Below are 23,720 nucleotides of genomic sequence, written 5' to 3' on the forward strand. Positions count from 1 at the left end.
GCCCGCTTTCCCCGGGCCCCGGGCCGCACCGCCGCGGGCGCTACGTACCCGCCAGCACGCCCGTCCAGTACACGGTCCCCGCGCACGCGCCGGCCACCGTGGCCGTGGCCGACTCCGAGCCGCCCTCCGGGGTGTATGTCACCGACACGCTTCCCTCGGCCGGGCCGTCCTCGGTGACCAGCTGGGTCGTGGCGCCGGTGTCGCCGCCGCCCGTGGTGGTGCCGCCCGCGGCGGTCGTGTCCCCGGAGGGCGTGGGGTCGGGCGAGGACCCGCCGGTGCCGCCGCCCGTGCCACCGCCGGTGACGGGACAGGTCTCCGAGGGCACCCAGGCGAACCGCACCTCGTACCCGGAGTCCGGGGCCAGCGTCAGCGAGGCGGCCTCCAGGGACGGATCGGGCAGCCCGGCCGCGGCGTCCCCGGGGGAGTGCCGTGCGGTGCCGATCCTGCCGACGTCCGCCGCTCCCAGCGAGGTGGTGACCACGTTGCCGGGACCGGTGACGGCGCAGGCGTCCGAGGAGGCGTTGGTGACGCGGAACGAGCCGTAGACGACGCCCGCGGAGTCGGGCTCGGCGATGCTCGCGACGACGACCGGCCCGAAGTGCCCGGCCGTGCACGGGGGGATGTCGGCGGCGGTGCTGGCGGAGGGGGCGGCACCCGGGGCCGAGCCCGTCGCGGCGCCGCTCTCCCTGCCGTCGGGCGTCGCGTCGGCGCCGGTGCTGTCCGTGCCCTCGGCGGTGCCCGCCGCGCCGGTGCCGCCGCTCCGGCCGCCGCCCGGGTCCCTGCCCTGGGAGGAACCGCCGTGCGCCTGCGAGGCGCTGCCCGCGACGGACGGGTCGGCGCCGGGGCCGGTGGAGTTGGAGACGTGCACGAGGGCCGGGACCGCCGTGCCGATGAAGAGGGCGGCGGCCGCCACGCCGACGGCGGCCTGGCGCCTGCGGGCCCGTCGGGCGGGTACCGCGCGGCGCAGGTGCTCCAGGGTGCCGTCGCTCGGCCGTACGTCCTGGACCGCGTGGTGCATCATCCGGCGCAGTGCCGGCTCGTCGGAGTCGAGCCCGTCGGGCCCCTGCGTGTCGGGGCCCTGGTCGGCGGGGCCGTGGTTCACAGTTCCGTTCCCAGCGTGCGTGTGCTTCGGCTGCTCTTGCCCGTTCGGATCGGCCGGACCGGCCGGCGGGGGCCCCTGCGGGGAGCCGTCCCGGGGCTCGTCCCCGTCGTCCTCCCCGTGTCCGTCGTGTCCCTCGTGCCCGTGTCCGTCGTGGACGTGGCGCCGCGGCTCGTTGCCCCCGCTCATGCCGGCGCCTCCATGGCGACCCTGAGCGCCGCGATGCCGCGCGAGCCGTACGCCTTGACCGAGCCCAGCGATATGCCGAGCGTCTGGGCGACCTGTGCCTCGGTCATGTCGGCGAAGTAGCGCAGCACCAGCACCTCGCGCTGGCGGCGCTGGAGTCCCTTCATCGCCTTGATCAGGGAGTCGCGCTCCAACTGGTCGTAGGCGCCCTCCTCCGCGCTCGCCATGTCCGGCATGGGCTTGGAGAGCAGCTTGAGGCCGATGATGCGGCGGCGCAGCGCCGAGCGGGAGAGGTTGACGACGGTCTGCCGCAGATACGCGAGGGTCTTCTCGGGGTCCCGGACGCGTTTGCGCGCCGAGTGGACGCGGATGAAGGCCTCCTGGACGACGTCCTCGCAGGAGGCGGTGTCGTCCAGGAGCAGGGCCGCGAGGCCGAGCAGCGACCGGTAGTGCGTCCGGTAGGTCTCGGTGAGGTGGTCGACGGTGGTACCGGCCGCCACCGTGTCCTCCGCGCCCTCGCGCTGGTTCGGCATGCGGGCGGGCCGCGCTGCGGGCATGGGCGCGATCACCGGCATGCCACCGGCCGGACCGGCCGCACGGGGCCGGACCGGCGGGCGCACGGCTGAGCCGAGAGCAAGGGAGAATTCGAGTACCTCTGCCACGCCAGTTGGACACGCCCGCCCCCATGAGGGTTGTACGTGCCGGGCGTCACGTTCCCGCGCCGCTCGGGCAACCGCCGGATGGACGGTGCGTCATAGGCCCTCATCGTCCCGCTCTTCCCTATGTCCCATACGAACGGGCGTCCCCACGCCCGCTCCCGGCGTCCCCACGCCGACGCACGCCCCCGCGCCCTGAAACGGGTGACCGCAAAGACGCTCCCCGCCCTTCGCACGGTTGCGGAGGGCGGGGAGGAAATCCTCTGATGCCACGGGTCCCGGGTACAAGTGGTCCGGACCGCCTTACGGATCACATCTCGTCGACGGATCCCGGCGGCGAACGCCTCGGCGGCCGTGGAGTCCTGCCCGGCCGATCCGTCCTCAGCCGAACTCGGCCGCCACCAACTCCGCGATCTGCGCGGTGTTCAGCGCGGCTCCCTTGCGCAGATTGTCCCCGCAGACGAAGAGTTCGAGCGCCGTCGGATCGTCCAGGGCCCGCCGCACCCGGCCGACCCAGGTCGGGTCGGTGCCGACCACGTCGGCGGGGGTCGGGAACTCCCCCGCGGCCGGGTTGTCGAAGAGGACGACGCCGGGCGCGGTGGCCAGGATCTCCCGGGCCCGGTCGACGGTGACCTCGTCCTCGAAGCGGGCGTGCACGGTCAGCGAGTGCGTGGTAATCACCGGCACGCGTACGCACGTCACGGCGACCGGAAGCCGCGGCAGCCCGAGGATCTTGCGGGACTCGTCCCGTACCTTCATCTCCTCCGAGGACCAGCCGTCCTCCCGGAGCGATCCGGCCCACGGCACGACGTTCAGCGCGACCGGCTCGGGGAAGGGCCCGGTGTCGTCGCCGACGGCCCGCCGTACGTCGCCGGGCGCGGTCCCCAGCTCGGACCCGGCCACCAGGGACAGCTGCCGGCGCAGCGTCTGCACGCCGTCCCGGCCGGCCCCGCTCACCGCCTGGTACGAGGAGACGACCAGCTCGCGCAGCCCGAACTCGGCGTGCAGCGCGCCCATCGCCACGATCATGGACAGCGTCGTGCAGTTGGGGTTGGCGACGATCCCGCGCGGCCGCATCCGCACGGCGTGCGGATTGACCTCGGGCACGACGAGCGGCACGTCCGGATCCAGGCGGAACGCGCCGGAGTTGTCGACCACCACCGCGCCCCCGGCGGCGGCGAGCGGCGCCCACTGGGCGGCGACCTCGTCGGGTACGTCGAACATGGCGACGTCCACCCCGTCGAAGGCCTCCTCGGTGAGCGCCACCACCTCGACCTCCTCGCCCCGCACGGTCAGCTTGCGGCCGGCCGAGCGGGGCGAGGCGATCAGGCGGATGTCGCCCCGAGACGTCCGCGTGCTGGGACAGGATCTGGAGCATGACCGGGCCGACGGCACCGGTCGCCCCGACGACGGCCAGCGTCGGCCGTCCGGTGCGCCCGGCGCACGGGATGTCGGACATCAGCGCCCGGTGCCTCCGTAGACGACGGCCTCGTCGCTGTCGGAGTCCAGCCCGAAGGCGGTGTGCACGGCGCGCACGGCGTCGTTCACCACGTCCTTGCGGGTGACGACCGAGATGCGGATCTCGGAGGTCGAGATCAGCTCGATGTTGACGCCGGCGTCGGACAGCGCGGTGAAGAAGTCGGCGGTGACGCCGGGGTGGCTCTTCATCCCGGCGCCGACCAGCGAGATCTTGCCGATCTGGTCGTCGTAGCGCAGCGAGTCGAAGCCGATGCCGGAGCGGTTCTTCTCCAGCGCGTCGATGGCCTTGGGGCCCTCGGACTTCGGCAGGGTGAAGGAGATGTCCGTCAGGCCCGTGGCGGCCGCGGACACATTCTGCACGACCATGTCGATGTTGACCTGGGCGTCGGCGATCGTCCGGAAGATCCCGGCGGCCTCGCCCGGCTTGTCCGGCACACCGACGACGGTGATCTTGGCCTCCGAGGTGTCGTGCGCGACACCGGAGATGATGGCCTGCTCCACCTGCTCTACCCCTTGCCCTTGCTTGATCGGCTCGCTGCTGACCCAGGTGCCCTGCAGTCCGCTGAAGCTGGACCGGACGTGGATCGGGATGTCGTACCGGCGGGCGTACTCCACGCAGCGGTGGAGGAGCACCTTGGAACCGGAGGCCGCGAGTTCCAGCATGTCCTCGAAGGAGATCCAGTCGATCTTCTTCGCCTTCGGCACCACGCGCGGGTCGGCGGTGAACACGCCGTCCACGTCGGTGTAGATCTCGCAGACATCCGCGTCCAGGGCCGCGGCGAGGGCGACGGCCGTGGTGTCGGATCCGCCGCGGCCCAGCGTGGTGATGTCCTTGCTGTCCTGGCTGACGCCCTGGAAGCCGGCCACGATGGCGACATTGCCCTCGTCCACCGAGGTCCGGATGCGCCCCGGCGTCACGTCGATGATCCGGGCCTTGTTGTGCACCGAGTCGGTGATGACCCCGGCCTGGCTGCCGGTGAACGACTGGGCCTCGTGGCCCAGGTTTTTGATCGCCATGGCCAGCAGCGCCATGGAGATGCGCTCTCCGGCGGTCAGCAGCATGTCGAGTTCCCGCCCGGCAGGGATCGGGGATACCTGCTCGGCGAGATCGATCAGCTCGTCCGTCGTGTCGCCCATCGCGGAAACGACGGCGACCACCTGGTTGCCGTTCTTCTTCGCTTCCACGATCCGCTTGGCGACGCGCTTGATGCCCTCGGCATCGGCTACGGAGGAGCCTCCGTACTTCTGCACGACAAGGCCCACGTGCGCTCCTCGCTCAATCCGTCTCTTTCCGCACGTACATATATGTACTGCGGTCGGCTCATTTTACCGAGCGTCCGGTTTTCCCCCCTGCGGTATCGCATGGTGAGACCTCCGGGCGCCCCTTGCTCGGGGTGGCTCATGCCCAGGAGCACGGGGGTCACTCGGAAAAGTGCCGTGAGTCACACGTTCACAAGCGGGGCCCGCTCAGGGGACTACCGCACCGGGCGCAGACCCAGCGGGCCCGCGATCTCCTCCACCATGACCTTGCCGGCCTCCGTCTCCAGGGTCTCGTCGCCGAGTTCCTGGTCGGTGTCGAGGCCGTCCAGTTCCTCAAGGGGCTGGTTCAGGCGGACGTGGGCGACGACCGACTGGAGGGCGCGCAGGGTCGCGGAGGCCGTGGAGCCCCAGTTGGAGAAGTAGGAGAACTGCCACCACCACAGGGCCTCCGTGGTGCGGCCCGCCTTGTAGTGGACCATGCCGTGGCGGAGGTCGGTGATGACGTCGGTGAGGTCGTCGGAGATACGGGCCGGCACCCGGGCCCGGCGCGGCTCGTAGGGGTCGAAGACCTCGGAGTAGACGTCGACCGGCTCAAGGATGCGGGCCAGGTTCTCGCGCAGGGAGTCCACGTCCAGCTCGGGGCCCGGGTCGGGCTCGTAGCGCTCGTCCGGGACGATGTCCTCGTGGGCGCCCAGACGGCCGCCGGCCAGCATCAGCTGGGAGACCTCCAGGAGGAGGAAGGGGACCGCCGAGTCCGGTTCGTCGCCCTTGGCGACCTCGGTGACGGCGACCAGGAAGCTCTCGATCTGGTCCGCGATCTGGACCGCGAAGTCGTCCGGATTCTGGTTGGTCGCGTGCAGCGTGGCGTCAGACATCTAGGAGTCGTCTCCCCTCGAAGGCGCGGCCGAGGGTCACCTCGTCCGCGTATTCCAGGTCTCCGCCCACCGGGAGGCCGCTGGCCAGGCGGGTGACCTTGAGGCCCATGGGCTTGATCATGCGGGCGAGGTACGTGGCCGTGGCCTCGCCCTCCAGATTCGGGTCCGTGGCCAGGATCAGTTCGGTGACCGCGCCGTCCGCGAGGCGGGCGAGCAGTTCACGGATACGGAGATCGTCGGGGCCGACTCCGTCGATCGGGCTGATCGCGCCGCCGAGCACGTGGTAGCACCCGCGGAACTCGCGGGTGCGCTCGATGGCGACGACGTCCTTCGGCTCCTCCACGACGCAGATGACGGACGGGTCGCGGCGCGGGTCGCGGCAGATGTTGCACCGCTCCTCCTGCGCGACATTGCCGCAGGTCGCACAGAAGCGGACCTTCGCCTTCACCTCCATCAGGGCGTGGGCGAGGCGCCGTACGTCCGTCGGTTCCGCCTGGAGGATGTGGAAGGCGATCCGCTGCGCGCTCTTGGGACCGACGCCGGGCAGCCGCCCGAGTTCGTCGATGAGGTCCTGGACCACGCCTTCGTACAACGGACTGCCGTCCTTCCTGGGTGAGGTTCCTGCACTACGTACGGTAGAGGGCCGCGCCCGGTCTGAGAAAGGCGAGCGGGGAGGGCGGGCTCAGAAAGGCAGGCCCGGGATGCCACCGCCGCCGAGGCCCTGGGCGAGCGGGCCCAGCTTCTCCTGCTGGAGGTTCTGCGCGTTCTCGGTGGCCGCCTGGACCGCGGCGACGATCAGGTCGGCGAGGGTCTCGGTGTCCTCCGGGTCCACCGCCTTCGGGTCGATCCGCAGACCGCGCAGCTCGCCGGAGCCGGTGACCGTGGCCTTCACCAGGCCGCCGCCCGCCTGCCCGTCGACCTCGGTCCTCGCCAGCTCCTCCTGGGCCTGGGCGAGATCCTGCTGCATCTTCTGGGCCTGCTGAAGCAGCTGCTGCATGTTGGGCTGGCCACCACCGGGGATCACGTTCAGCTCCTGTCTGCGCCGTCACCTGTCACCGCGGGGTCGCCGCGGGTTTTGCCGTTCGGCACGAGCCTACGTGGTCCGCGCGGCCCTCGCCCCAGCACTCTTTCGAGTGATGTCGGGCGGGCCCTATACCTGATCAACGCCCTCTTCCGGACGGAAAAGCGGCGGAACCCGCTGTTCCGCCACCCGTTGGGCGGTAGGAAGGGACCCGGCGCATGAGGTCTTCACGGACGGTGAGCAGTAGGGAGTGCCGGGTGGGTCAGCCGGAGATGCAGCCCGAGGGGCCGCCGCACGACGGGCGGGGCGGCGAGGGGGCGGCCGGGCTGCGGCCGGGCGACCTGGGCGGGCGGGCGTTTCCGCTCGGCGACTGGGCCCTGCCCGCGGAACGGCTGGACGAGCTGTACCGGTGGGTGGAGCGGGGCGCGCTGGACACCGCGGCCTGGTATCTGGCGGACCGGGTGGGCAAGCGGCGGGGTGCCGTGGCGCTGCGGGCCGGGGCCGCGGTGGGAGCGGTCGCCGGGGCCGCGCTGCCGCTGCTGGACATGTCGGGCGTGGTGGGCGGGGTCGCTCCCTGGGGCTATCTGGCGCTGCTCCTCGCGGTGGCGTGCGTGGCCGGGGACCGGTACTTCGGGGTCACGTCCGGGTGGATGCGGGACGTGGCCACGGCGCAGGCGGTGCAGCGGCGGCTTCAGGCGCTCCAGTTCGACTGGGCCTCGGAGAGCGTGCGGGAGGTGCTGGGCCCCGCGGACGGCACGGCGAGCGAGGCGGCGGAGCGGTGCCTGCTGGTGCTGCGGCGGTTCTCGGAGGACGTGACGGAGCTGGTGCGGGCGGAGACGGCGGACTGGATGGTGGGGTTCCGGGGCGGCGGCGCCCCACTGGGGTTGCAGGTTCCGGCGTCCGGCGGTGGGCGCGCGGAGCCGGGGACCGGGGGCTCGGCCCGCTTCTCGGTGCCGTCGAACGGGGCCCGGCCGAACATGCCCCGACAGCGACCGCCCGAGCCGCGGTGACCTGCGGTCGGCGGGCGGGGCGGCGGCGCGGTCACCGGCGGGTGTAGGTCAGTCTTTCGTCGGTGTTCGTGTTGGTGCGTTCCAGGGTGCCGTTCGCCAGAAGGGTGATCCGGGTGGGGTCGCCCGGCGAGCAGGAGGCGGGGGAGCCGGACCGCACGGTGGAGGGGCCGATGTTCAGGGGGCCGTCGGGGCCCGGGGCGTCGGTGAGGGTGCCCTGGAAGACGCAGCGGTAGGTGCCGCTGCCCGCGGGGCCCTGGGCGACCAGGGAGAGGACCGTGTCGCCCACCTCGCCCTGCCGGATGGTCAGGCGGCGGGTGTGGACACCGGAGGCGTTGTCGATGGTCGTGGACCATGTGCCGAGGTAGGCCGACGGGATCGTGCCCTCCTGGGCCGACCGGGACGGGGACGGGGACGGCCGGTCCACGTCGACCGTCGGAGTCGAGCCGCCCGTATCCGGTCCCGGGTGCTGGGACGCGCCGGCCGTCGGACTGCTCGTGGAGTCGCCGCCGGCCAGGTCTGCGTCGTCGCCCCCGCTCATCAGCGCGTAGACCGCGCCGCCCGCGCCCAGCGCGACGACCAGGGCGACGACGATCAGCAGCACGGTGGAACGGCGGCCGTGGGACGGCCCCCGCGGCAGGCCGTACGGCGGCGGGGGCCCGTAGGGCGGGGTCGAGCCGAGGCCGCCGCCTCCGTACGGCTGGTATCCGGGCGGCGCGGACCAGGCGGGGGGCAGGGCCGGGGTCGGGGCCGGGGCGTAGCCGTGGGCGGGTGGCTGGGGCGCCGGGGGGATCTGGCCCGCGACCAGGGTGGGGAGGTGGTTGAGGGGGGTGCCGTCGCCGCCGTCGCCGCCGGTGCCGGGCTCGCGCGGTGCCGGGGGGCCGTCCGGGGCCGGGGACGGGCTCAGGGCCGGTGGCCCGGACAGGTTCGGTGCCGGGTACGGGTTCGGCGCCCCGGACGGGCTTGGGGCCTGGTACGGGTTCGCGGCGGCCGGGTTCTCGGTGGGGACCGTGCCGTCGGCCGGCGCTCCCGGCGTACCCGGTGATTCGGGGTTCTCCGTGTCCAGCAGCCGTACCGCGTGCCGGCCGAGCTGGGCCACCAGGGCGCCGGGCAGCCACGGCTCGCGGGAGCGGCCGTAGGTGACCGTGTCCTGCGCGCCCGTGCGCTCCAGGACGTTGGCGAGGGTGGGGCGCGCGGCGGGGTCCTTCCGCAGGCAGTCGCGCACGAGGCCGGCGATGCCCTCGGGCACCCCCGCCAGGTCGGGTTCCTCCTGCGCGATGCGGAACATCAGCGCGTGCACGCCGCTGTTGGCGGTGCCGAAGGGCAGGTCGCCGGTGGCCGCGTAGGCGAGGACCGAGCCGAGGCAGAACACGTCGCACGCGGGCGTGATCCGGTCGCCGCGCACCTGCTCCGGCGCCATGAAGCCGGGCGAGCCCACCACCGCGCCAGTGCGGGTGAGACCGCCGTCGGTCACCGTCTCCAGGGCCCGCGCGATACCGAAGTCGATGACCCGGGGGCCGTCGATGGTCACGAGCACGTTGGACGGCTTGAGGTCGCGGTGGACGATCCCGGCGGCGTGGATGTCCTGGAGCGCGTGGGCGAGCCCGGCGGCCAGAATCCGTACCGAACGCTCCGGCAGGGCGCCGTGGTCGTGCCCGACGACCTGCTGGAGGCTGGGACCGGCGACATACCCGGTGGCGACCCACGGCACGGCGGCCTCGGTGTCGGCGTCCAGCACGGGCGCCGTCCAGTGGCCGCCGACCCGCCGCGCGGACTCGACCTCCTGCCGGAACCGCTCCCGGAACTCCTCGATCGCGGCCAGCTCCTCGCGCACCAGCTTGACGGCGACGGTGCGTCCGCGGTCCGATCTGGCCAGATAGACGTGGCCCATACCGCCCGCACCGAGCCGTCCCAGCAGCCGGTAGACACCGGTGTGCTGCGGATCCCCGTCCCCGAGCTTCTGCATGTTGCGCCGCCTTCCCCCCGCACCTGGGCAACAGCCCGAGGATAGTGCGGGGCTGCCACGCGTCGACCCGGTCTTGTCCACGGTTGCGTAACAGGCGGGCCACCGGACTCCCAGCGCCTTCGACAGGTGTTCGAGGACCGCCGGAGCGCCGAGGTGTCGACAACCTGTCGTGGAAAGCCCCGGACCGCAGACAGGACGCCGATTCCGTTTCCGCATCGCGGACATCTACGCTCGGCCGCATGACTCCTCAGCCCTCTCTCCAGGCCGGCGCCGCCGTGAAGGCCGCGGACCGCGCGCACGTCTTCCACTCCTGGTCCGCGCAGGAGCTGATCGACCCGCTCGCCGTGGCAGGCGCCGAGGGGTCGTACTTCTGGGACTACGAGGGCAAGCGCTACCTCGACTTCTCCAGCGGGCTCGTCTACACCAACATCGGCTACCAGCACCCCGAGGTCGTCGCCGCGATCCAGGAGCAGGCGGCGCGGATGACGACGTTCGCGCCCGCGTTCGCGGTCGAGGCGCGTTCGGAGGCGGCGCGGCTGATCGCCGAGCGGACCCCCGGCGACCTGGACAAGATCTTCTTCACCAACGGTGGCGCGGACGCCGTGGAGCACGCCGTGCGGATGGCGCGGCTGCACACCGGGCGGCCGAAGGTGCTGTCGGCGTACCGCTCGTACCACGGCGGCACCCAGCAGGCGATCAACCTCACCGGCGACCCGCGCCGCTGGGCCTCGGACAGCGGCGCGGCCGGTGTCGTGCACTTCTGGGCGCCCTTCCTGTACCGCTCGCGCTTCTACGCCGAGACCGAGGAGCAGGAGTGCGCGCGGGCGCTGGAGCACCTGGAGACGACGATCGCCTTCGAGGGCCCGGGGACCGTCGCCGCGATCGTTCTGGAGACGATCCCGGGCACGGCGGGGATCATGATGCCGCCGGCCGGTTACCTGGCCGGGGTCCGCGAGATCTGCGACAAGTACGGGATCGTCTTCGTCCTGGACGAGGTCATGGCCGGGTTCGGGCGGACCGGCACGTGGTTCGCGGCGGACCTGTACGACGTGGTGCCCGACCTGATGACCTTCGCCAAGGGCGTGAACTCGGGCTATGTGCCGCTGGGCGGCGTCGCGATCTCCGCGCGGATCGCCGAGACGTTCGCCGAGCGGCCCTACCCCGGCGGGCTGACCTACTCCGGGCACCCGCTGGCCTGCGCCGCCGCCGTCGCCACGATCGGCGTGATGGCGCGGGAGGGCATCGTCGAGCAGGCGGCGCGGCTCGGTGCGGATGTCGTCGGGCCGACGCTGCGGGAGCTGGCCGAGCGGCACCCGAGCGTGGGCGACGTGCGCGGGACCGGCATGTTCTGGGCGCTGGAGCTGGTGCGCAACCGGGAGACCCGGGAGCCGCTGGTGCCCTACAACGCGACCGGGCAGGCGGCCACCCCGATGTCCGCGTTCGCCGCCTCCGCCAAGGCCCACGGCCTGTGGCCGTTCGTGAACATGAACCGCACCCACGTGGTACCGCCCTGCAACACCTCCGAGGCCGAACTGAAGGAGGGCCTGGCAGCCCTGGACACGGCACTCTCGGTGGCGGACGAGTACACCGAGTAGGCCCCGGTGGGGGGCGTACGGCGGGCGGGGGCCCGCGCGCCGGCGGGCCCCCCTGGCCTACCGGCCGGGGCACCGCCCCGGGAGCGTAGGGTGGCGGGCTCGTGCACGGTAGACGTGTGCGAGTACGCCCCCGTACGCGACGAGGAGACGCCCGACCATGCCCGGCCCCAGCCGCACCGGTGCCGTCAAGCGCAGCACCCTGCGGCAGCAGATCGCCGACGCTCTCCGTGACGAGGTTCTGGCCGGACGGCTCCAGCCGGGGCAGGAGTTCACGGTCAAGGAGATCGCCGAGCAGTACGGGGTGTCCGCGACCCCGGTGCGCGAGGCCCTGGTCGACCTGTCCGCGCAGGGACTCCTCGACGCCGACCAGCACCGCGGCTTCCGCGTGCACGAGTACTCGGTGGACGACTTCCGCGGCATGGTCGCGGCCCGCAGCCTCGTGACCGACGGGATGTTCCTCGCCCTCACCGGGGGGCAGCGGCGCGGCCCGAGCGTCGAGGACCCGCGCGTCGCCGCCGGTCTCGCCGGGGTCCGCCGGCGCGGCGAGGAGGCCCAGCGCGCCGCCGAGGCCGGGGACCTGACCGTCCTCATCGGCTACGACCTGCGCTACTGGCGCGAGCTTGCCGCCCTCTTCGGCAACCCCTACCTCTCCGACTTCCTGCACCGGCTGCGCGTGCAGAGCTGGGTGTGCACGGTGCAGCACCTGCGCCGGCTCAGCGACCTGCGCGGCGCGCTGTGGTCCGGGCACACCGAACTGGTCGACGCCCTCACCCGCCGCGACGCCCGCGGCGCGCGCTCACTCGTCGACGCGTACAACGCCCACTCGCTCGCCCTCATCGAACGGCTCACCGGCGGATGACCAACCCCGCGCGTGTCGTGGTCCGGCGCCAGATGGGTATGGGACCTGCACGCGACCCGCACCGACTACGCTTCCTGATCACCCCGCCCGTCCGCCGACCCTGACCGCCGTGCTGTGTGAGGAGCCCTCTTTTGGCCTGTGACCTGTGGCTGGTACCGCTCGTCGACGTCTTGTGCCACACGCCGGACAATCCGTTCGCCGAGGAACTCGCGCAATACGACAAGGTGCTCGCCGAGGCCGGGCTACCGCCGGTACCGGTGTACCAGTACATGCCGGGGCTCTCCGGCGAGGTCGCCCCGGTGGCCGGTTTCGACTACGACGCGCTGCACTTCCTGCGCCGCGCCTATCTGCTCCAGGTGTGCGGGCTGCCGGTGACGCCGGTGGACGACCTCGGCGGCGACTACGAGCAGCTGCTGGAGATGTTCGAGTCGACGGCCCAGCAGTCGCACCTGGTCTGGCACTACGACCACGCGGGCGCCTACGTCCCGGTCGACTTCCCGCACCCGCTCTCCAGCGACGAACTCCTGGCGGGCGGCGGACCGCTGGGCTCCTCGCACACCCTGCTGCGCGAGCTGGAAGCCGTCGCCCCCGCCCTCGGCATCGACCCGGCCAACCCGCCGGCCCCGCCGCAGCCCCCGCCCGCTCCGACGGAACTGGAGGAGCCGGCCGTGCCCGCGCCGTACGACTCCAGCCCCTTCGCCCGGGAGCGCCACGTCTGGCTGGGGCTGCACTCGGCGGCGACGCGGAGCCTGGCGCAGGGTTCGATGATCGTCTTCAGCTGAGCCTCGGTCCGGGACCGCGAGGTCCAGTCCGGTCAGCCGTTCCGGTTCCGCGATCACGTCGATGCCGTTCATGCGGCCGTCGTCCGCGAAGGTGAGCGGAGCACCACGCGCAGCCGGCCGTCCTGGGCCGTCGCCCCCCCTGGCCACGCGCTCCACGCCGGTGACGGAGAAGGGCTCGGGCGCCGGCGCCTAGGACGACATCCGGGTGGGGCAGGGCGACCAGCGCGTCGAAGTCGCCGCCGAGGGTGGCCGCCGGATGGGCGTCGGCCGCGGGGCGCCGGCGGGGCAGGCCGGCGGCGGGCGCGGGGACGGCCCGGACCCGCCGGCGGGCGCGGCCGGCCGGTCGGCGGCCGGCCGCGGGGTCTTGTCGAGCGTCGCGGCGATGTCGTCGAAGGGCACGTCGAACATGTCGTGCAGGACGAACGCCAGCCGCTCGGCGGGCCCCAGGGTGTCCAGGACGATCAGCAGCGCCGTACCGACCGACTCGGCGAGCTGTGCCTCCTCCTCCGGGTCGGCGGCGGATCCGGCGAGGGCGGCGGGCCCGTGGTCCGCCGCCCTCGTCGAGGCGCTGCTCGCGGCGGGTCTCCCGGGCGCGCAGCATGTTGAGGCAGACCCGGGCCACGACGGTGGTGAGCCGGCCGGAGAGGTTCGCCACGTCGGAGGTGTCCGCGCGGTCGGCGCGCAGCCAGGCGTCCTGGAGGGCGTCGTCGGCCTCGCCGGGCGAGCCCGGGATCCGGTGGGCGACCGCCCGCAGCCGGGGCCGGTCCAGCTCGAACCGGCGCGCCATCGCGGCGGATCGTCCGGGCGCCGTGGGGGGCTCCCTTCCGCGTCCCCGAACCCCTGGGGCGAGCACTCCGGTGAATCACCCCGGGCGGCTCACCTGATGAGGGAGATCCCCGGCGGCCACAGCACCCCGTCCGCCAGCAGCAGGGACGGCCCCAGATGTACGGGGCACACCCGCAGCGGCGGCCTCAGATGCCGGGCAACCTCGAATCGGGCCGGGTCGCCGCAGCCCCCGGTGCCGGTCGCGCCGCCGTAGGGACCCGGGCAGGAGGCGGGGCGGTCACGGTCGGTCATGTCCCCGATCCGACACCACACCCCGCGCCGACGCCCGGCGAAGGGGGCCGGACGGAGGGGTCACAGGGTGTCGGCCTCGTCCAGGCCGATGCACTTGCGCTCCTGCGGGAGCCACTTCACGGCCGGGTTCAGCGCGGTGAGGATGCCGCCGACCTCCTCGCGCGGACCGCGGTAGGTGAACTCCACGGCCGGTGAGCGGCCGTACGTCCGCACCACGCTCACACCGTCGCGCTTGAGCCGCGCCTCGTCCAGGACCCAGTCGACGCCGTCCGCGGTGACACACAGGTTGATGTTCGGCTGCAGTTCCTCGGCGCCGCAGCGGAACACCGCCTTCTGGCCGCCCCAGGACGCGACGCCGTGTCCGAGGGCCCAGTCGCGGGAGGCGCCGGGTATGTCGTTCGGCAGGCGGGAGACCACCTTGTCGCACTTGGGGTCGTCGGCGTGCGGGGCGGCGGAGACGCGGTGGCCGTCGACGTAGAGGAGCGCGGCCACGACCGCGACCACGGCGACGGTCGGCCAGATCCAGGTCCGGAGGGTGGGCCTGCGACGCGGACCGACGGGCAGGGGGTTACCGATCCGCATGTTCCGATCCGCTCCGCGCTGTCCGTCCGCCGCTGGCACCGCCAGCGTATCCGGCCCCCGGCGCGGGGCGGCCGGGACCCCGCTCGGGGTCCCGGCCGCCGGCTCGCCCGCGGGTCCTACAGGAACGAGTTGATCTCGATCGTCTCGTCGCGGCCCGGACCCACGCCGATCGCGGAGACCGGGGCGCCGGACAGCTCCTCCAGCGCCTTGACGTACGCCTGGGCGTTCTTCGGCAGGTCGGAGAAGGACTTCGCCTTGGTGATGTCCTCGCTCCAGCCGGGCAGCGTCTCGTAGACCGGCTTCGCGTGGTGGAAGTCGGACTGCGAGTACGGCAGCTCCTCGACGCGCCTGCCGTCGATCTCGTACGCCACGCAGACCGGGATCCGCTCCCAGCCGGTGAGGACGTCGAGCTTGGTGAGGAAGAAGTCGGTGAGGCCGTTGACCCGGGTGGCGTAGCGGGCGATCACCGCGTCGAACCAGCCGCAGCGGCGGTCGCGGCCCGTGGTCACGCCCCGCTCGCCGCCGATGCGGCGCAGGGCCTCGCCGTCCTCGTCGAACAGCTCGGTGGGGAACGGACCGGCGCCGACGCGGGTCGTGTACGCCTTCAGGATGCCGATCACCCGGCTGATCTTCGTCGGGCCCACACCGGTGCCGGTGCAGGCGCCGCCCGCGGTCGGGTTGGACGAGGTGACGAAGGGGTACGTGCCGTGGTCGATGTCGAGCAGCGTGCCCTGGCCGCCCTCGAAGAGGACCACCTTGTCGTCGTCCAGGGCCTGGTTGAGGACCAGGACGGTGTCGGCGACGTAGGGCGCGAGCCGGTCCGCGTGGCCCAGCAGTTCCTCGACCACCTGTCCGACGGCGATCGCGCGCCGGTTGTAGAGCTTGGTGAGCATCTGGTTCTTGACGTCGAGCGCGGCTTCGACCTTCTGGGTGAGGATCGACTCGTCGTAGAGGTCCTGGACCCGGATGCCGACGCGGTTGATCTTGTCGGCGTAGGTCGGGCCGATGCCGCGGCCGGTGGTGCCGATCTTGCGCTTGCCGAGGAAGCGTTCCGTCACCTTGTCGACGGTCACGTTGTACGGCGTGATGATGTGCGCGTTTCCGCTGATCAGGAGCTTGGACGTGTCGACGCCGCGTTCGTTCAGTCCGCTCAGCTCGGAGAACAGGACCGACGGGTCGACCACGACGCCGTTGCCGATGACCGGCGTGCAGCCGGGAGACAGGATTCCGGAAGGGAGCAGGTGCAGGGCGTACTTCTGGTCGCCCACGACCACCGTGTGGCCGGCGTTGTTGCCGCCCTGGTAGCGCACCACATAGTCGACGGAGCCACCGAGCAGGTCCGTCGCCTTTCCCTTGCCTTCGTCACCCCACTGAGCACCGAGCAGCACAAGTGCGGGCACGCGCGTACACCCCTTCCGGGCGGGGCATGTCCAAGGTCGAGGGCGTACGCGGAGGGTATGCAGCCGCGTACACCGCGACCGTCGTTGGCCGCCAACCGTCGGACCGGATGCCCCGGAATAGACGAAGCCCCTGGGCGCGACAGCGCAAGGGGCTCTTGCACAAAGATGCTACCCGAGGAAGCGAGGCACGGCCGAGGTGGCGACTTCCGCGACGCCCGATCAGCTCCTGGTGGTCATCGATCCGCGCGCCCGACGATTGGACGGGGAGTCCGTCAGGATCGCGAAAGACGTGCTCAACGCGGGTGCGTCGCACACGAAGGTGTGTCTGCCCGACAGCCCGGAGGAGTTCGCGCGGGCGCTGCGGCGACGCGGCTCGCGGCGGCCCGTCGTGGTCGGCGACGACCGCGCGCTGCTGCGGGCCGTCGCCCTGCTGCATCAGCAGCGGGAGCTGGCGGGCTGCGCGTTGTCGGTGGTGCCGGTGGGGTCGGTGCTCGGCCTGGCCCGGTCCCTGGGGCTGCCGACCGGGGCGGTGGCCGCCGCGCGGGCGGTGCTGGACGGGACGGAACGGCGCCTCGACCTGCTCGTCGACGACAGCGACGGGGTGGTGCTCGGGGCGGTGGGGATTCCGCCGGTGCCGCCGCACGAGGGCGCGGACGGCGAGTCCGCTGCCGGGGACGGGCCGGCGCACCCGGCCCACCCCTGGCTGCGGACCTGCCAGTCCCTGGTACGGACGCTGGCGTCCTCGCGTCCGGCCCGGGTCGCGTCCGCTCCGGGGGCGTCCGGGCCGGCCCGGCTGCGGGTGGAGGTCGACGGGCGGACGCTGGTCGACCTGGACCAGCCGGTCGAGGCGGTGTCGCTGACACCGGGCGCCGGAGGGGTGGCCCTGGTGGAGGTGCGGCCCCTGTCGGTGGGCGCGGAGGCGTCCCGTCTGACGGCGAGCGGACGGACGGTGACCGTCTCGGGGGCGCACTTCCGCTACCGCGCCGACTCGGTGGTCTCGGGACCGGTACTGACCCGGACCTGGACGGTACGGGAGGGGGCCTGGGGACTCACGCTGCCGGCCCGGTGAGGGGGTCAGCCGGCGCCGAAGGACTTTTCGCGGTGGTCCCGCCAGCGTTCCATCATCGCCGCGATCTCCCCGTCGACGAATTCGAAGAAGGCGAGCGTCTCGGCCATGCGGTGACCCGCCGGGGTGTCGGCGCCGAGGCTGGCGACACCCTCGCGCAGGGCGCGCTCCCAGCGCTTGATGACGGCCTCGCGGTTGGTGAGCGCCTCGTACCACTGGTTGCTGTGCACCCGGTACCGCTCCCGCCGCGAGCCCGGCTCGCGCTCGCGCGACACCATGTGCTGCTGCGCGAGGTAGCGCACGGCGCCGGAGACGGCGGCCGGGCTGACCCGGAGCCGGTCGCCGAGTTCGGCGGAGGTCAGTGAACCCGGGTCGGAGGCCAGCAGCGCGGTGAAGACCCGGGCCGGCATCCGCGGCATCCCGGCCTCGACGAGCTGGGCCGCGAAGCCCTCCACGAACCTCGACACCGCCTCGGGGTCGCGCCCCGCCTCCGCCCGATCCGCTGGTTGCCTCATCCCACGATCATCCCTCACTCTTGACTCTTCCTTAACTTCACAAATTTCTGAAAGAAGCGTACTTTCCAAAATATGACGAAGGCAATCAGTGTCTCCGGCCTCCACAAGGCGTTCGGACGCACGCGCGCCCTGGACGGGCTCGACCTGGAGGTCGAGACCGGCGAGGTGCACGGCTTCCTCGGCCCCAACGGCGCCGGCAAGTCCACCGCCATCCGCGTCCTGCTGGGCCTGCTGCGCGCCGACGCGGGCACCGCCCGGATACTCGGCCGCGACCCCTGGGCGGACGCGGTGGAGGCGCACCGCCGGATCGCGTACGTCCCGGGCGACGTGACGCTGTGGCGCAACCTCTCCGGCGGCGAGGTCATCGACCTCTACGGCCGTCTGCGCGGCGGCCTGGACACGAGGCGCCGGGCCGAGCTGATCGAGCGGTTCGAACTCGACCCGACCAAGAAGGGCCGCACCTACTCCAAGGGCAACCGGCAGAAGGTCGCGCTGGTCGCCGCCTTCGCCGCCGACGTCGACCTGCTGATCCTCGACGAACCCACCTCCGGACTGGACCCGCTGATGGAGGAGGTCTTCCAGCGGTGCGTGGAGGAGGAGCGCGAGCGCGGCCGGACGGTACTGCTCTCCTCCCACATCTTCAGCGAGGTCGAGGAGCTGTGCGACCGGGTCAGCATCATCCGCAAGGGGCGGACGGTCGAGAGCGGCTCGCTCGCCGAGCTGCGCCATCTGACCCGGACCAGTGTGAGCGCCGAACTCGTGGGCGCCCCCGGTGGACTGGCCCGCCTGCCGGGCGTGCACGACCTCAACGTACAGGGCCGCCGGGTCCGCTTCCAGGTGGACACCGACCAGCTGGACGCCGTACTCGGATCGCTGAGCGAGTCGGGCGTGCGGTCCCTGACGTCGAGGCCGCCGACGCTGGAGGAACTGTTCCTGCGGCACTACCGGCCGGAGACCGCCGAGCCCGGTGCGGCGGCGGCGCGATGACCACCACCACCGCCACCAGCGCGGCCCCGGCGGTCCGGCCCGGGGGCTCGCGCCAACTGGCCGGCACCGGCACACTGCTGCGCTTCGCCCTGCGCCGCGACCGGGTGATGATCCCGGTCTGGGTCACGGTGAACGCGCTCATCGTGCTGTCCATGCCGGGCGCCCTGAAGAGCCTGTACGGCACCCCCGCCGAACGCGCCGGCCTGATGCGGCAGATGGAGGCCAACTCCTCCCTGCGCGCGATGGTCGGACCCGTCTTCGACGACAGCCTCGGCGCGCTCACGGCCTGGCGCGTCGGCGTGTACGCCGCCGTGCTCGCCGCCGTGATGAGCCTGCTGATCGTCGTACGGCACACCCGCGACGAGGAGGAGAGCGGCCGGCAGGAGGTGGTCGCCTCCGGGATGGTCGGCCGCCGGGCCCCGCTGACCGCCGCCCTGCTCACGGCGGCGGTCGCCAACGGCGTCCTCGCACTGCTGGTGTTCGCCGGACTGGCGGGGCAGGGGGCGGCCGGCGCGGCGGCGCTCGCGCTCGGGATCGCGGGGGTCGGGATGGTCTTCGCGACCGCGGCGGCGATCGTCGCCCAGCTGACCGAGAGCGCGCGACTGGCACGGGGGCTGACCGCGGCGGTACTGGGCGGGGCGTTCGTCCTGCGCGCGGCCGGCGACTCGGCCACGACGGACGGTTCGTCCGTGCTGACGCGGGTGTCGCCGCTGGGGTGGCTGGAGAACCTGCGGGCCTTCGCCGGCGAACGCTGGTGGGTGCTGCCGCTGATCGCCGGTGCGGCTGTCGCACAGGGCGCGGTGGCGTACCGGCTCGCCGGGCGCCGGGACCTCGGCATGAGCTTCCTGCCGACCCGGCCCGGACCGGCCGCCGGGCGGCTGGCGACGGCCGGTGCGCTGGCCTGGCGGTTGCAGCGGGGCGCCGTCCTCGGGTGGGGGGCCGGCTTCTTCCTGGCCGGGGTCGCGTACGGCGGGATGACCGAGGGCGCGGCAGGTCTGGTCGGGGACAGCCCGCAGGCCCGCGAGGTCATCGAGCGGATGGGCGGGCAGGCCGGGCTGACCGATGCCTTCGTGTCGGCGATGATCGGCATACTCGGGACGGTCGCCGCCCTGTACGCGGTGGCGTCGGTGCTGCGGCTGAACGGCGAGGAGACCTCCGGACGCGCGGAGCCGGTGCTCGCGGGTGCGGTGGGGCGGCTGCGGTGGGCCGCGGGACATCTCGTCATCGCCTTCGGCGGCGCGGCGCTCATCATGCTGCTCGCCGGGGCCGGTTTCGCGGCCGGGTACGGGCGGGACGCCGGGGCGATCCTGGGCGCGTGTCTGGTGCAGTTGCCGGCGGTGTGGGTGATCGGCGGGGCGGCGGTGCTGTTACACGGGGTGCTGCCTCGGGGCGCGGTGGCCGCCTGGGGTGTCGCGGGGGCGGCGCTGCTGCTCGGCTGGGTCGGGCCGGCGCTGGATGTGCCGCAGGGCGTGCTGGACGCGTCCCCGTTCGCACATCTGCCGAAGCTGCCGGGCGAGGAGATGAACTGGCCGCCGGTACTGGTGCTGACGCTGATCGCGGCCGTGCTGGTGGGAGTGGGGCTGGCGGGACTGCGGCGGCGGGACCTGACGGTGTGAGCGGCGGGGACCGGAACGGGCGGCGACGCGGGCCCAGGTGGAGGCGGGGCGGCGAACCGGGGGGCGGGCGGGGGCGTCCTGACAGGCATGGGGCGAGACGCGGTGACGTGCGGTGGGTGTCTGGTGTCGGCGGCGGGGGCCGTGGGAGCCGTATGGCTGTGGGGGGCCTCCGACCGGACCCAGCGGCATCTCGGCAACGGGTTCGAGAACAACGGGCAGGACTTCGGCGCCGTGCTCACCGAACTGCCCCTCGTCGTCCTCGGCGGCACACTGCTGCCCGCGCTGGGGTGGGCGCTGGGCGCCTGGCTGCTGGCCCGGCGCCGGCGCTCAGACCTCCACCCGTAGCTCCGTCAGCCCCCGCATCACGAAGTTCGGCCGCCGCTGCGGTTCCGCCGCCGCCCGCAGCGTCGGCGCCTGCTCCAGCAGGGAGGTCATGGACGCCGCCAGTTCGATACGGGCCAGCGGGGCGCCGATGCAGTAGTGGATGCCGGCACTGAAGGAGATGTGGGGGTTGTCCCGGCGGGTGAGGTCGAGGCGGTCCGGGGCGGTGAAGACCGCCGGGTCGTGGTTGGCGGAGCCGAAGAGCATCGCCACCTCCGCGCCCCTCGGCAGCACCGTGCCGTCGATCTCGATCTCGTCCAGCACCCAGCGCTCGAAGAGCTGGAGCGGGGTGTCGTAGCGCATCAGCTCCTCCACGGCGGACGGGATCAGGCGGTGGTCGGCGCGCAGGGCCGCCAGCTGGTCCGGGTGCTGGAAGAGGGCCAGCCAGCCGTTGGTCGTGGCGTTCACCGTGGCCTCGTGACCGGCGTTCAGGAGCAGCACGCAGGTCGAGATCATCTCCTGCTCGGTGAGCCGGTCGTCGTCCTCGTCGTGGGCCGCGATCAGGCCCGAGACCAGGTCGTCGCCCGGCTCCTTGCGGCGGGCCGCGATCAGTGCGCGCAGGTACTGCGTGAACTCGACCGACGCGCGCACCGCCTTGGCCGCCGTCTCCTCGGACGGGTTCAGCTCGTACATCCCGCAGATGTCCGCCGACCAGGGCCGCAGCGGGGCACGCTCGGACTCCGGGATGCCCAGCATCTCGGCGATCACGGCGACCGGGAGCGGTTCGGCCACGTCCCGCAGCAGATCGCCGCCGCCCGCCGCGACCAGCCTGGAGACCAGGTCGTCGGCGAGCCTTCGCACATACGGCCGCAGCCTCTCCACCGTGCGGGGCGTGAACGCCTTCGACACCAGCCGCCGGATCCGGGTGTGGTCCGGGGGCTCCAGGTCGAGCATCCCGTGGTCGTTGAGCGTGTGGAAGGGCTCGTGCTCCGGCGGGGGCGGGGTGCGGCCGAACTCCTCGTGGGTGAAGCGGTGCCGGTGGGTCCGGCCCAGGCGGCGGTCCCGCAGCAGCGCCGAGACATCCGCGTGGTGCGGGACCAGCCACTGGTCGGTGGGCTCGTAGTAGTGCACCCGGCCCCGGGCCCGCAGCTCGGCGAAGGCGGGGTAGGGGTCGGCCACGAACGCCGGGTCCCACGGGTCGAAGGTGTCGATGGCTGCCATGGACGGACGCTAGCCGGTGACGCCGCCGCTGACCAGGGGCTCAGGAACCCCGGGCACCGCTCAGCCCGGGGTGACGAGCCGGGCCTCGTAGGCGAAGACCGCCGCCTGGGTGCGGTCGCGCAGCCCCAGTTTCACCAGGATCCGGCTGACATGCGTCTTGATCGTCGACTCGGCGACCACCAGCCGTCCGGCGATCTCCGCGTTCGACAGGCCCTGCGCGATCAGCACCAGCACCTCGGTCTCCCGCTCGGTCAGGTCGCCGTACGCCCCGTGGGCCGAGGTCATCGTGCGCGGGCCGTCGGACAGCTTGGAGAACTCGGTGATCAGGCGCTTGGTGATCGAGGGCGCCAGGAGCGCGTCCCCGGCCGCCACCACCCGTACCCCGTCCGCGAGCCGGCGGGCCGAGGCGTCCTTGAGCAGGAAGCCGGAGGCGCCCGCGCGCAACGCCTGGTACACGTACTCGTCCAGGTCGAAGGTGGTGAGGACGAGGACCTTCGCCGCGGCGTCGGCGGCGACGATCTCCCGCGTCGCCTCGATGCCGTTCAGCTCGGGCATGCGGATGTCCATCAGGACCACGTCCGGGGCGAGTTCACGGACCTTGCGCACGGCCTCGCGGCCGTTCACCGCCTCGCCGACGACCTCGATGCCGGGCATCGCGTTGAGCAGGACCGAGAAGCCCTCGCGCACCATCATCTGGTCGTCGGCGATCAGTACCCGAATGGTCATGCGTCCCCCTCGCTCACCGCGGTGACCGGAAGGAACACCGCCACCTCGTAGCCGCCGTCGCCGGTCGGTCCCGCCGTCATCCCGCCGTTCAGCATCGAGACGCGCTCGCGCATGCCGGTGATGCCGTGGCCGGCCCCGGGCGAGGGCTTGACCAGGGAGGTCTCGGGGATCGAGCCGTTGACGACTCGCAGGCCCAGGCCGCCCAGCACATAGGAGACCTCGACCCGGGCGGTGGCCCCCGGCGCGTGCCGCAGCGAGTTGCTCAGCGCCTCCTGCACGATCCGGTACGCCGACAGCTCCACGCCGGGCGGCAGCTCGCGCACCGCGCCGGTCACCGCCTTCGTCACGTCCAGGCCGGCCTCGCGCACATTGGCGAGCAGGGCGTCCAGGTCGGCGAGGGTGGGCTGCGGGGCGTCCGGGGCCTCGTAGTCCTCGGCGCGCACGACGCCGAGGACGCGGCGCAGCTCGGTCAGGGCGGCCACCGCGTTCTCCCGGATGGTGGCGAAGGCCCGCTCCAGTTCCTCCGGCGGGTTCTCCACCCGGTAGGGCGCGGCCTCGGCCTGGATGGCGACGACCGACATGTGGTGGGCGACCACGTCGTGCAGCTCGCGGGCGATGGTCGTGCGCTCCTCCAGCAGGGCGCGCCGGGACCGCTCGTGCGCGGTGACCGTCTCCTGCGCGGTCACCTGCCGCCGGGCGTCGCGGCGGATGTGCCACAGGGAGACCAGGAGAAGCGCGAGGGCGGTGAGAACCAGCAGCGGGGCGGAGTTGCCGCCGCTTTGGCCCGCGCCCCAGAAGGACTCGGTGACGAAGCTGTACGCGGCGGTCAGGGCCCACATCCAGGCGGCCGTCCGGGGCCGGGTGCGTATCGCCACGATCACCAGCACCGCCGTGTGGCACAGGAACGCGCCGACCGGCCACGGCCAGTCCTCCCAGCCGCCGAGCAGCACGGCCACGGGGGCCGCCGCCATGGACAGCCAGAAGGCGCCGACCGGCCTGACCAGCGTGGCCAGCACCGGGACCGCGCACACCAGCCCGCTCAGCAGGGCCGCCGCGCCGTAGTCGGCGCCGCTGACCAGGCCGCCGTAGAAGCAGAGCAGCGCGACAAGCGTCACCGCCGCGTGCGGGATGCGCGCCGAGTGGCGCCGCAGCCGGGCGGGAAGGCACCGGGCCAGCGGGCCGTCCGCGGCGGCGGGGGGCAGCGGACGGTAGGCGAAGGCCTCGTGGAACAGGTCCTCGCGCAGGCCGCTCAGGGTGTTCACGGCCAGCCGGTACTCGGGGCTGCGCGCCGCGCCCGCGTTCGAGGAGGGCGCGGTCCGCGTCTGGGTCGTCTCGGTCACGGGAGCAACGGTAGGCCGCCCCGGGGGCGCGGTCGTCACCAGCGAGGGGGGTCCTTCGGTATCCCTCTCAGGTACTACGCGCCC

The 23,720-nt window shown here is 73.2% G+C and carries 23 protein-coding genes and 1 pseudogene; 8 read left to right on the plus strand and 16 right to left on the minus strand.

Features of this window, described 5'->3' with window-relative positions; genetic code table 11:
* Positions 1 to 40 precede the first annotated feature (40 nt).
* The 7 genes and pseudogenes from AC4IHM_RS15480 to AC4IHM_RS15510 all read right to left on the minus strand — a co-directional run bounded on the left by AC4IHM_RS15480 (position 41) and on the right by AC4IHM_RS15510 (position 6,579).
* Entirely contained in the window at positions 41 to 1,288 is a 1,248-nt protein-coding gene (locus AC4IHM_RS15480; RefSeq protein WP_490867613.1) for a hypothetical protein, read from the minus strand.
* Entirely contained in the window at positions 1,285 to 1,860 is a 576-nt protein-coding gene (locus AC4IHM_RS15485) for a SigE family RNA polymerase sigma factor (protein ID WP_490870843.1), read from the minus strand. Before AC4IHM_RS15485 ends, AC4IHM_RS15480 begins: the two co-directional genes overlap by 4 nt.
* Before the next feature lie 462 nt (positions 1,861 to 2,322).
* A pseudogene (locus AC4IHM_RS15490) lies at positions 2,323 to 3,400 on the minus strand (aspartate-semialdehyde dehydrogenase).
* Positions 3,400 to 4,683: an aspartate kinase gene (locus AC4IHM_RS15495; RefSeq protein WP_490867614.1), complete on the minus strand. Its 1,284-nt coding sequence runs from the start codon at positions 4,681 to 4,683 to the stop codon at positions 3,400 to 3,402. The pseudogene AC4IHM_RS15490 and the gene AC4IHM_RS15495 overlap by 1 nt, the downstream one beginning before the upstream one ends.
* A 212-nt stretch (positions 4,684 to 4,895) precedes the next feature.
* Entirely contained in the window at positions 4,896 to 5,555 is a 660-nt protein-coding gene (locus AC4IHM_RS15500) for a DUF5063 domain-containing protein (RefSeq protein WP_490867615.1), read from the minus strand.
* The gene (gene recR / locus AC4IHM_RS15505) at positions 5,548 to 6,147 is read right to left on the minus strand and encodes a recombination mediator RecR (RefSeq protein WP_490867616.1); all 600 of its coding nucleotides are present in this window, start codon (positions 6,145 to 6,147) and stop codon (positions 5,548 to 5,550) included. The genes AC4IHM_RS15500 and recR overlap by 8 nt, the downstream gene beginning before the upstream one ends.
* A gap of 90 nt (positions 6,148 to 6,237) precedes the next feature.
* Positions 6,238 to 6,579, minus strand: coding sequence for a YbaB/EbfC family nucleoid-associated protein (locus tag AC4IHM_RS15510; protein ID WP_490867617.1), 342 nt, complete (start codon positions 6,577 to 6,579; stop codon positions 6,238 to 6,240).
* A gap of 254 nt (positions 6,580 to 6,833) precedes the next feature.
* Here AC4IHM_RS15510 and AC4IHM_RS15515 point away from each other — a divergent pair, with 254 nt between their 5' ends.
* On the plus strand, positions 6,834 to 7,586 hold the full coding sequence (locus AC4IHM_RS15515) for an SLATT domain-containing protein (protein WP_490867618.1): 753 nt from the start codon (positions 6,834 to 6,836) through the stop codon (positions 7,584 to 7,586).
* 31 nt (positions 7,587 to 7,617) lie between these two features.
* Here the strand turns inward: AC4IHM_RS15515 and AC4IHM_RS15520 are convergent, their stop codons facing one another.
* Complete coding sequence (locus AC4IHM_RS15520; protein WP_490867619.1) at positions 7,618 to 9,549, minus strand: serine/threonine-protein kinase; 1,932 nt, start codon at positions 9,547 to 9,549, stop codon at positions 7,618 to 7,620.
* A 239-nt stretch (positions 9,550 to 9,788) separates the two neighbouring features.
* On the opposite strand from AC4IHM_RS15520, the gene AC4IHM_RS15525 reads away from it, so the two are divergent.
* The 3 genes from AC4IHM_RS15525 (at position 9,789) to AC4IHM_RS15535 (ending at position 12,785) form a co-directional block, all read left to right on the plus strand.
* Positions 9,789 to 11,144: an aspartate aminotransferase family protein gene (locus AC4IHM_RS15525; RefSeq protein ID WP_490867620.1), complete on the plus strand. Its 1,356-nt coding sequence runs from the start codon at positions 9,789 to 9,791 to the stop codon at positions 11,142 to 11,144.
* Between the two features lie 157 nt (positions 11,145 to 11,301).
* Positions 11,302 to 12,003: a GntR family transcriptional regulator gene (locus tag AC4IHM_RS15530; protein ID WP_490867621.1), complete on the plus strand. Its 702-nt coding sequence runs from the start codon at positions 11,302 to 11,304 to the stop codon at positions 12,001 to 12,003.
* A 131-nt stretch (positions 12,004 to 12,134) separates the two neighbouring features.
* A complete protein-coding gene (locus AC4IHM_RS15535; RefSeq protein WP_490867622.1) occupies positions 12,135 to 12,785 on the plus strand; it encodes a putative DNA-mimic protein in 651 nt (216 codons plus the stop codon).
* Here AC4IHM_RS15535 and AC4IHM_RS15540 read toward each other — a convergent pair.
* The 4 genes from AC4IHM_RS15540 to AC4IHM_RS15555 all read right to left on the minus strand — a co-directional run bounded on the left by AC4IHM_RS15540 (position 12,778) and on the right by AC4IHM_RS15555 (position 15,844).
* Positions 12,778 to 13,572 (minus strand): sigma factor, encoded by a 795-nt coding sequence (locus AC4IHM_RS15540; RefSeq protein ID WP_490867623.1) that lies wholly within the window; start codon positions 13,570 to 13,572, stop codon positions 12,778 to 12,780. The two genes, AC4IHM_RS15535 and AC4IHM_RS15540, sit on opposite strands and share 8 nt — an antisense overlap.
* An 89-nt stretch (positions 13,573 to 13,661) precedes the next feature.
* Complete coding sequence (locus AC4IHM_RS15545; protein WP_490867624.1) at positions 13,662 to 13,862, minus strand: hypothetical protein; 201 nt, start codon at positions 13,860 to 13,862, stop codon at positions 13,662 to 13,664.
* A gap of 60 nt (positions 13,863 to 13,922) precedes the next feature.
* Positions 13,923 to 14,444: a DUF3515 family protein gene (locus AC4IHM_RS15550; RefSeq protein ID WP_490867625.1), complete on the minus strand. Its 522-nt coding sequence runs from the start codon at positions 14,442 to 14,444 to the stop codon at positions 13,923 to 13,925.
* Positions 14,445 to 14,560: 116 nt separating this feature from the next.
* On the minus strand, positions 14,561 to 15,844 hold the full coding sequence (locus AC4IHM_RS15555; RefSeq protein WP_490867626.1) for an adenylosuccinate synthase: 1,284 nt from the start codon (positions 15,842 to 15,844) through the stop codon (positions 14,561 to 14,563).
* Between the two features lie 196 nt (positions 15,845 to 16,040).
* Between AC4IHM_RS15555 and AC4IHM_RS15560 the strand changes: the two genes are divergently transcribed.
* Positions 16,041 to 16,913 (plus strand): diacylglycerol kinase family protein, encoded by an 873-nt coding sequence (locus AC4IHM_RS15560; protein ID WP_490867627.1) that lies wholly within the window; start codon positions 16,041 to 16,043, stop codon positions 16,911 to 16,913.
* 5 nt (positions 16,914 to 16,918) lie between these two features.
* On the opposite strand, the gene AC4IHM_RS15565 is transcribed toward AC4IHM_RS15560, so the two are convergent.
* Positions 16,919 to 17,425 (minus strand): GbsR/MarR family transcriptional regulator, encoded by a 507-nt coding sequence (locus AC4IHM_RS15565; protein WP_490867628.1) that lies wholly within the window; start codon positions 17,423 to 17,425, stop codon positions 16,919 to 16,921.
* Positions 17,426 to 17,497: 72 nt separating this feature from the next.
* On the opposite strand from AC4IHM_RS15565, the gene AC4IHM_RS15570 reads away from it, so the two are divergent.
* The 3 genes from AC4IHM_RS15570 to AC4IHM_RS15580 all read left to right on the plus strand — a co-directional run bounded on the left by AC4IHM_RS15570 (position 17,498) and on the right by AC4IHM_RS15580 (position 20,373).
* Positions 17,498 to 18,412, plus strand: coding sequence for an ABC transporter ATP-binding protein (locus tag AC4IHM_RS15570; protein WP_490867629.1), 915 nt, complete (start codon positions 17,498 to 17,500; stop codon positions 18,410 to 18,412).
* Positions 18,409 to 20,028, plus strand: coding sequence for an ABC transporter permease (locus AC4IHM_RS15575; protein ID WP_490867630.1), 1,620 nt, complete (start codon positions 18,409 to 18,411; stop codon positions 20,026 to 20,028). The genes AC4IHM_RS15570 and AC4IHM_RS15575 overlap by 4 nt, the downstream gene beginning before the upstream one ends.
* An 87-nt stretch (positions 20,029 to 20,115) precedes the next feature.
* Positions 20,116 to 20,373 carry a hypothetical protein gene (locus AC4IHM_RS15580; RefSeq protein ID WP_490867631.1) on the plus strand — a complete coding sequence of 86 codons (258 nt, stop codon included), beginning with the start codon at positions 20,116 to 20,118 and terminating at the stop codon, positions 20,371 to 20,373.
* Here the strand turns inward: AC4IHM_RS15580 and AC4IHM_RS15585 are convergent.
* From AC4IHM_RS15585 to AC4IHM_RS15595, 3 genes are read right to left on the minus strand one after another with little or no spacing between them, the layout of a single operon-like run.
* Positions 20,356 to 21,570 carry a cytochrome P450 gene (locus tag AC4IHM_RS15585; RefSeq protein ID WP_490867632.1) on the minus strand — a complete coding sequence of 405 codons (1,215 nt, stop codon included), beginning with the start codon at positions 21,568 to 21,570 and terminating at the stop codon, positions 20,356 to 20,358. The genes AC4IHM_RS15580 and AC4IHM_RS15585 overlap by 18 nt on opposite strands.
* Before the next feature lie 60 nt (positions 21,571 to 21,630).
* Positions 21,631 to 22,296, minus strand: coding sequence for a response regulator (locus AC4IHM_RS15590; protein WP_490867633.1), 666 nt, complete (start codon positions 22,294 to 22,296; stop codon positions 21,631 to 21,633).
* Positions 22,293 to 23,636 (minus strand): sensor histidine kinase, encoded by a 1,344-nt coding sequence (locus tag AC4IHM_RS15595; protein WP_490867634.1) that lies wholly within the window; start codon positions 23,634 to 23,636, stop codon positions 22,293 to 22,295. Before AC4IHM_RS15595 ends, AC4IHM_RS15590 begins: the two co-directional genes overlap by 4 nt.
* Positions 23,637 to 23,720: the final 84 nt, after the last annotated feature.

It is taken from the genome of Streptomyces sp. SL06 (assembly GCF_058244745.1).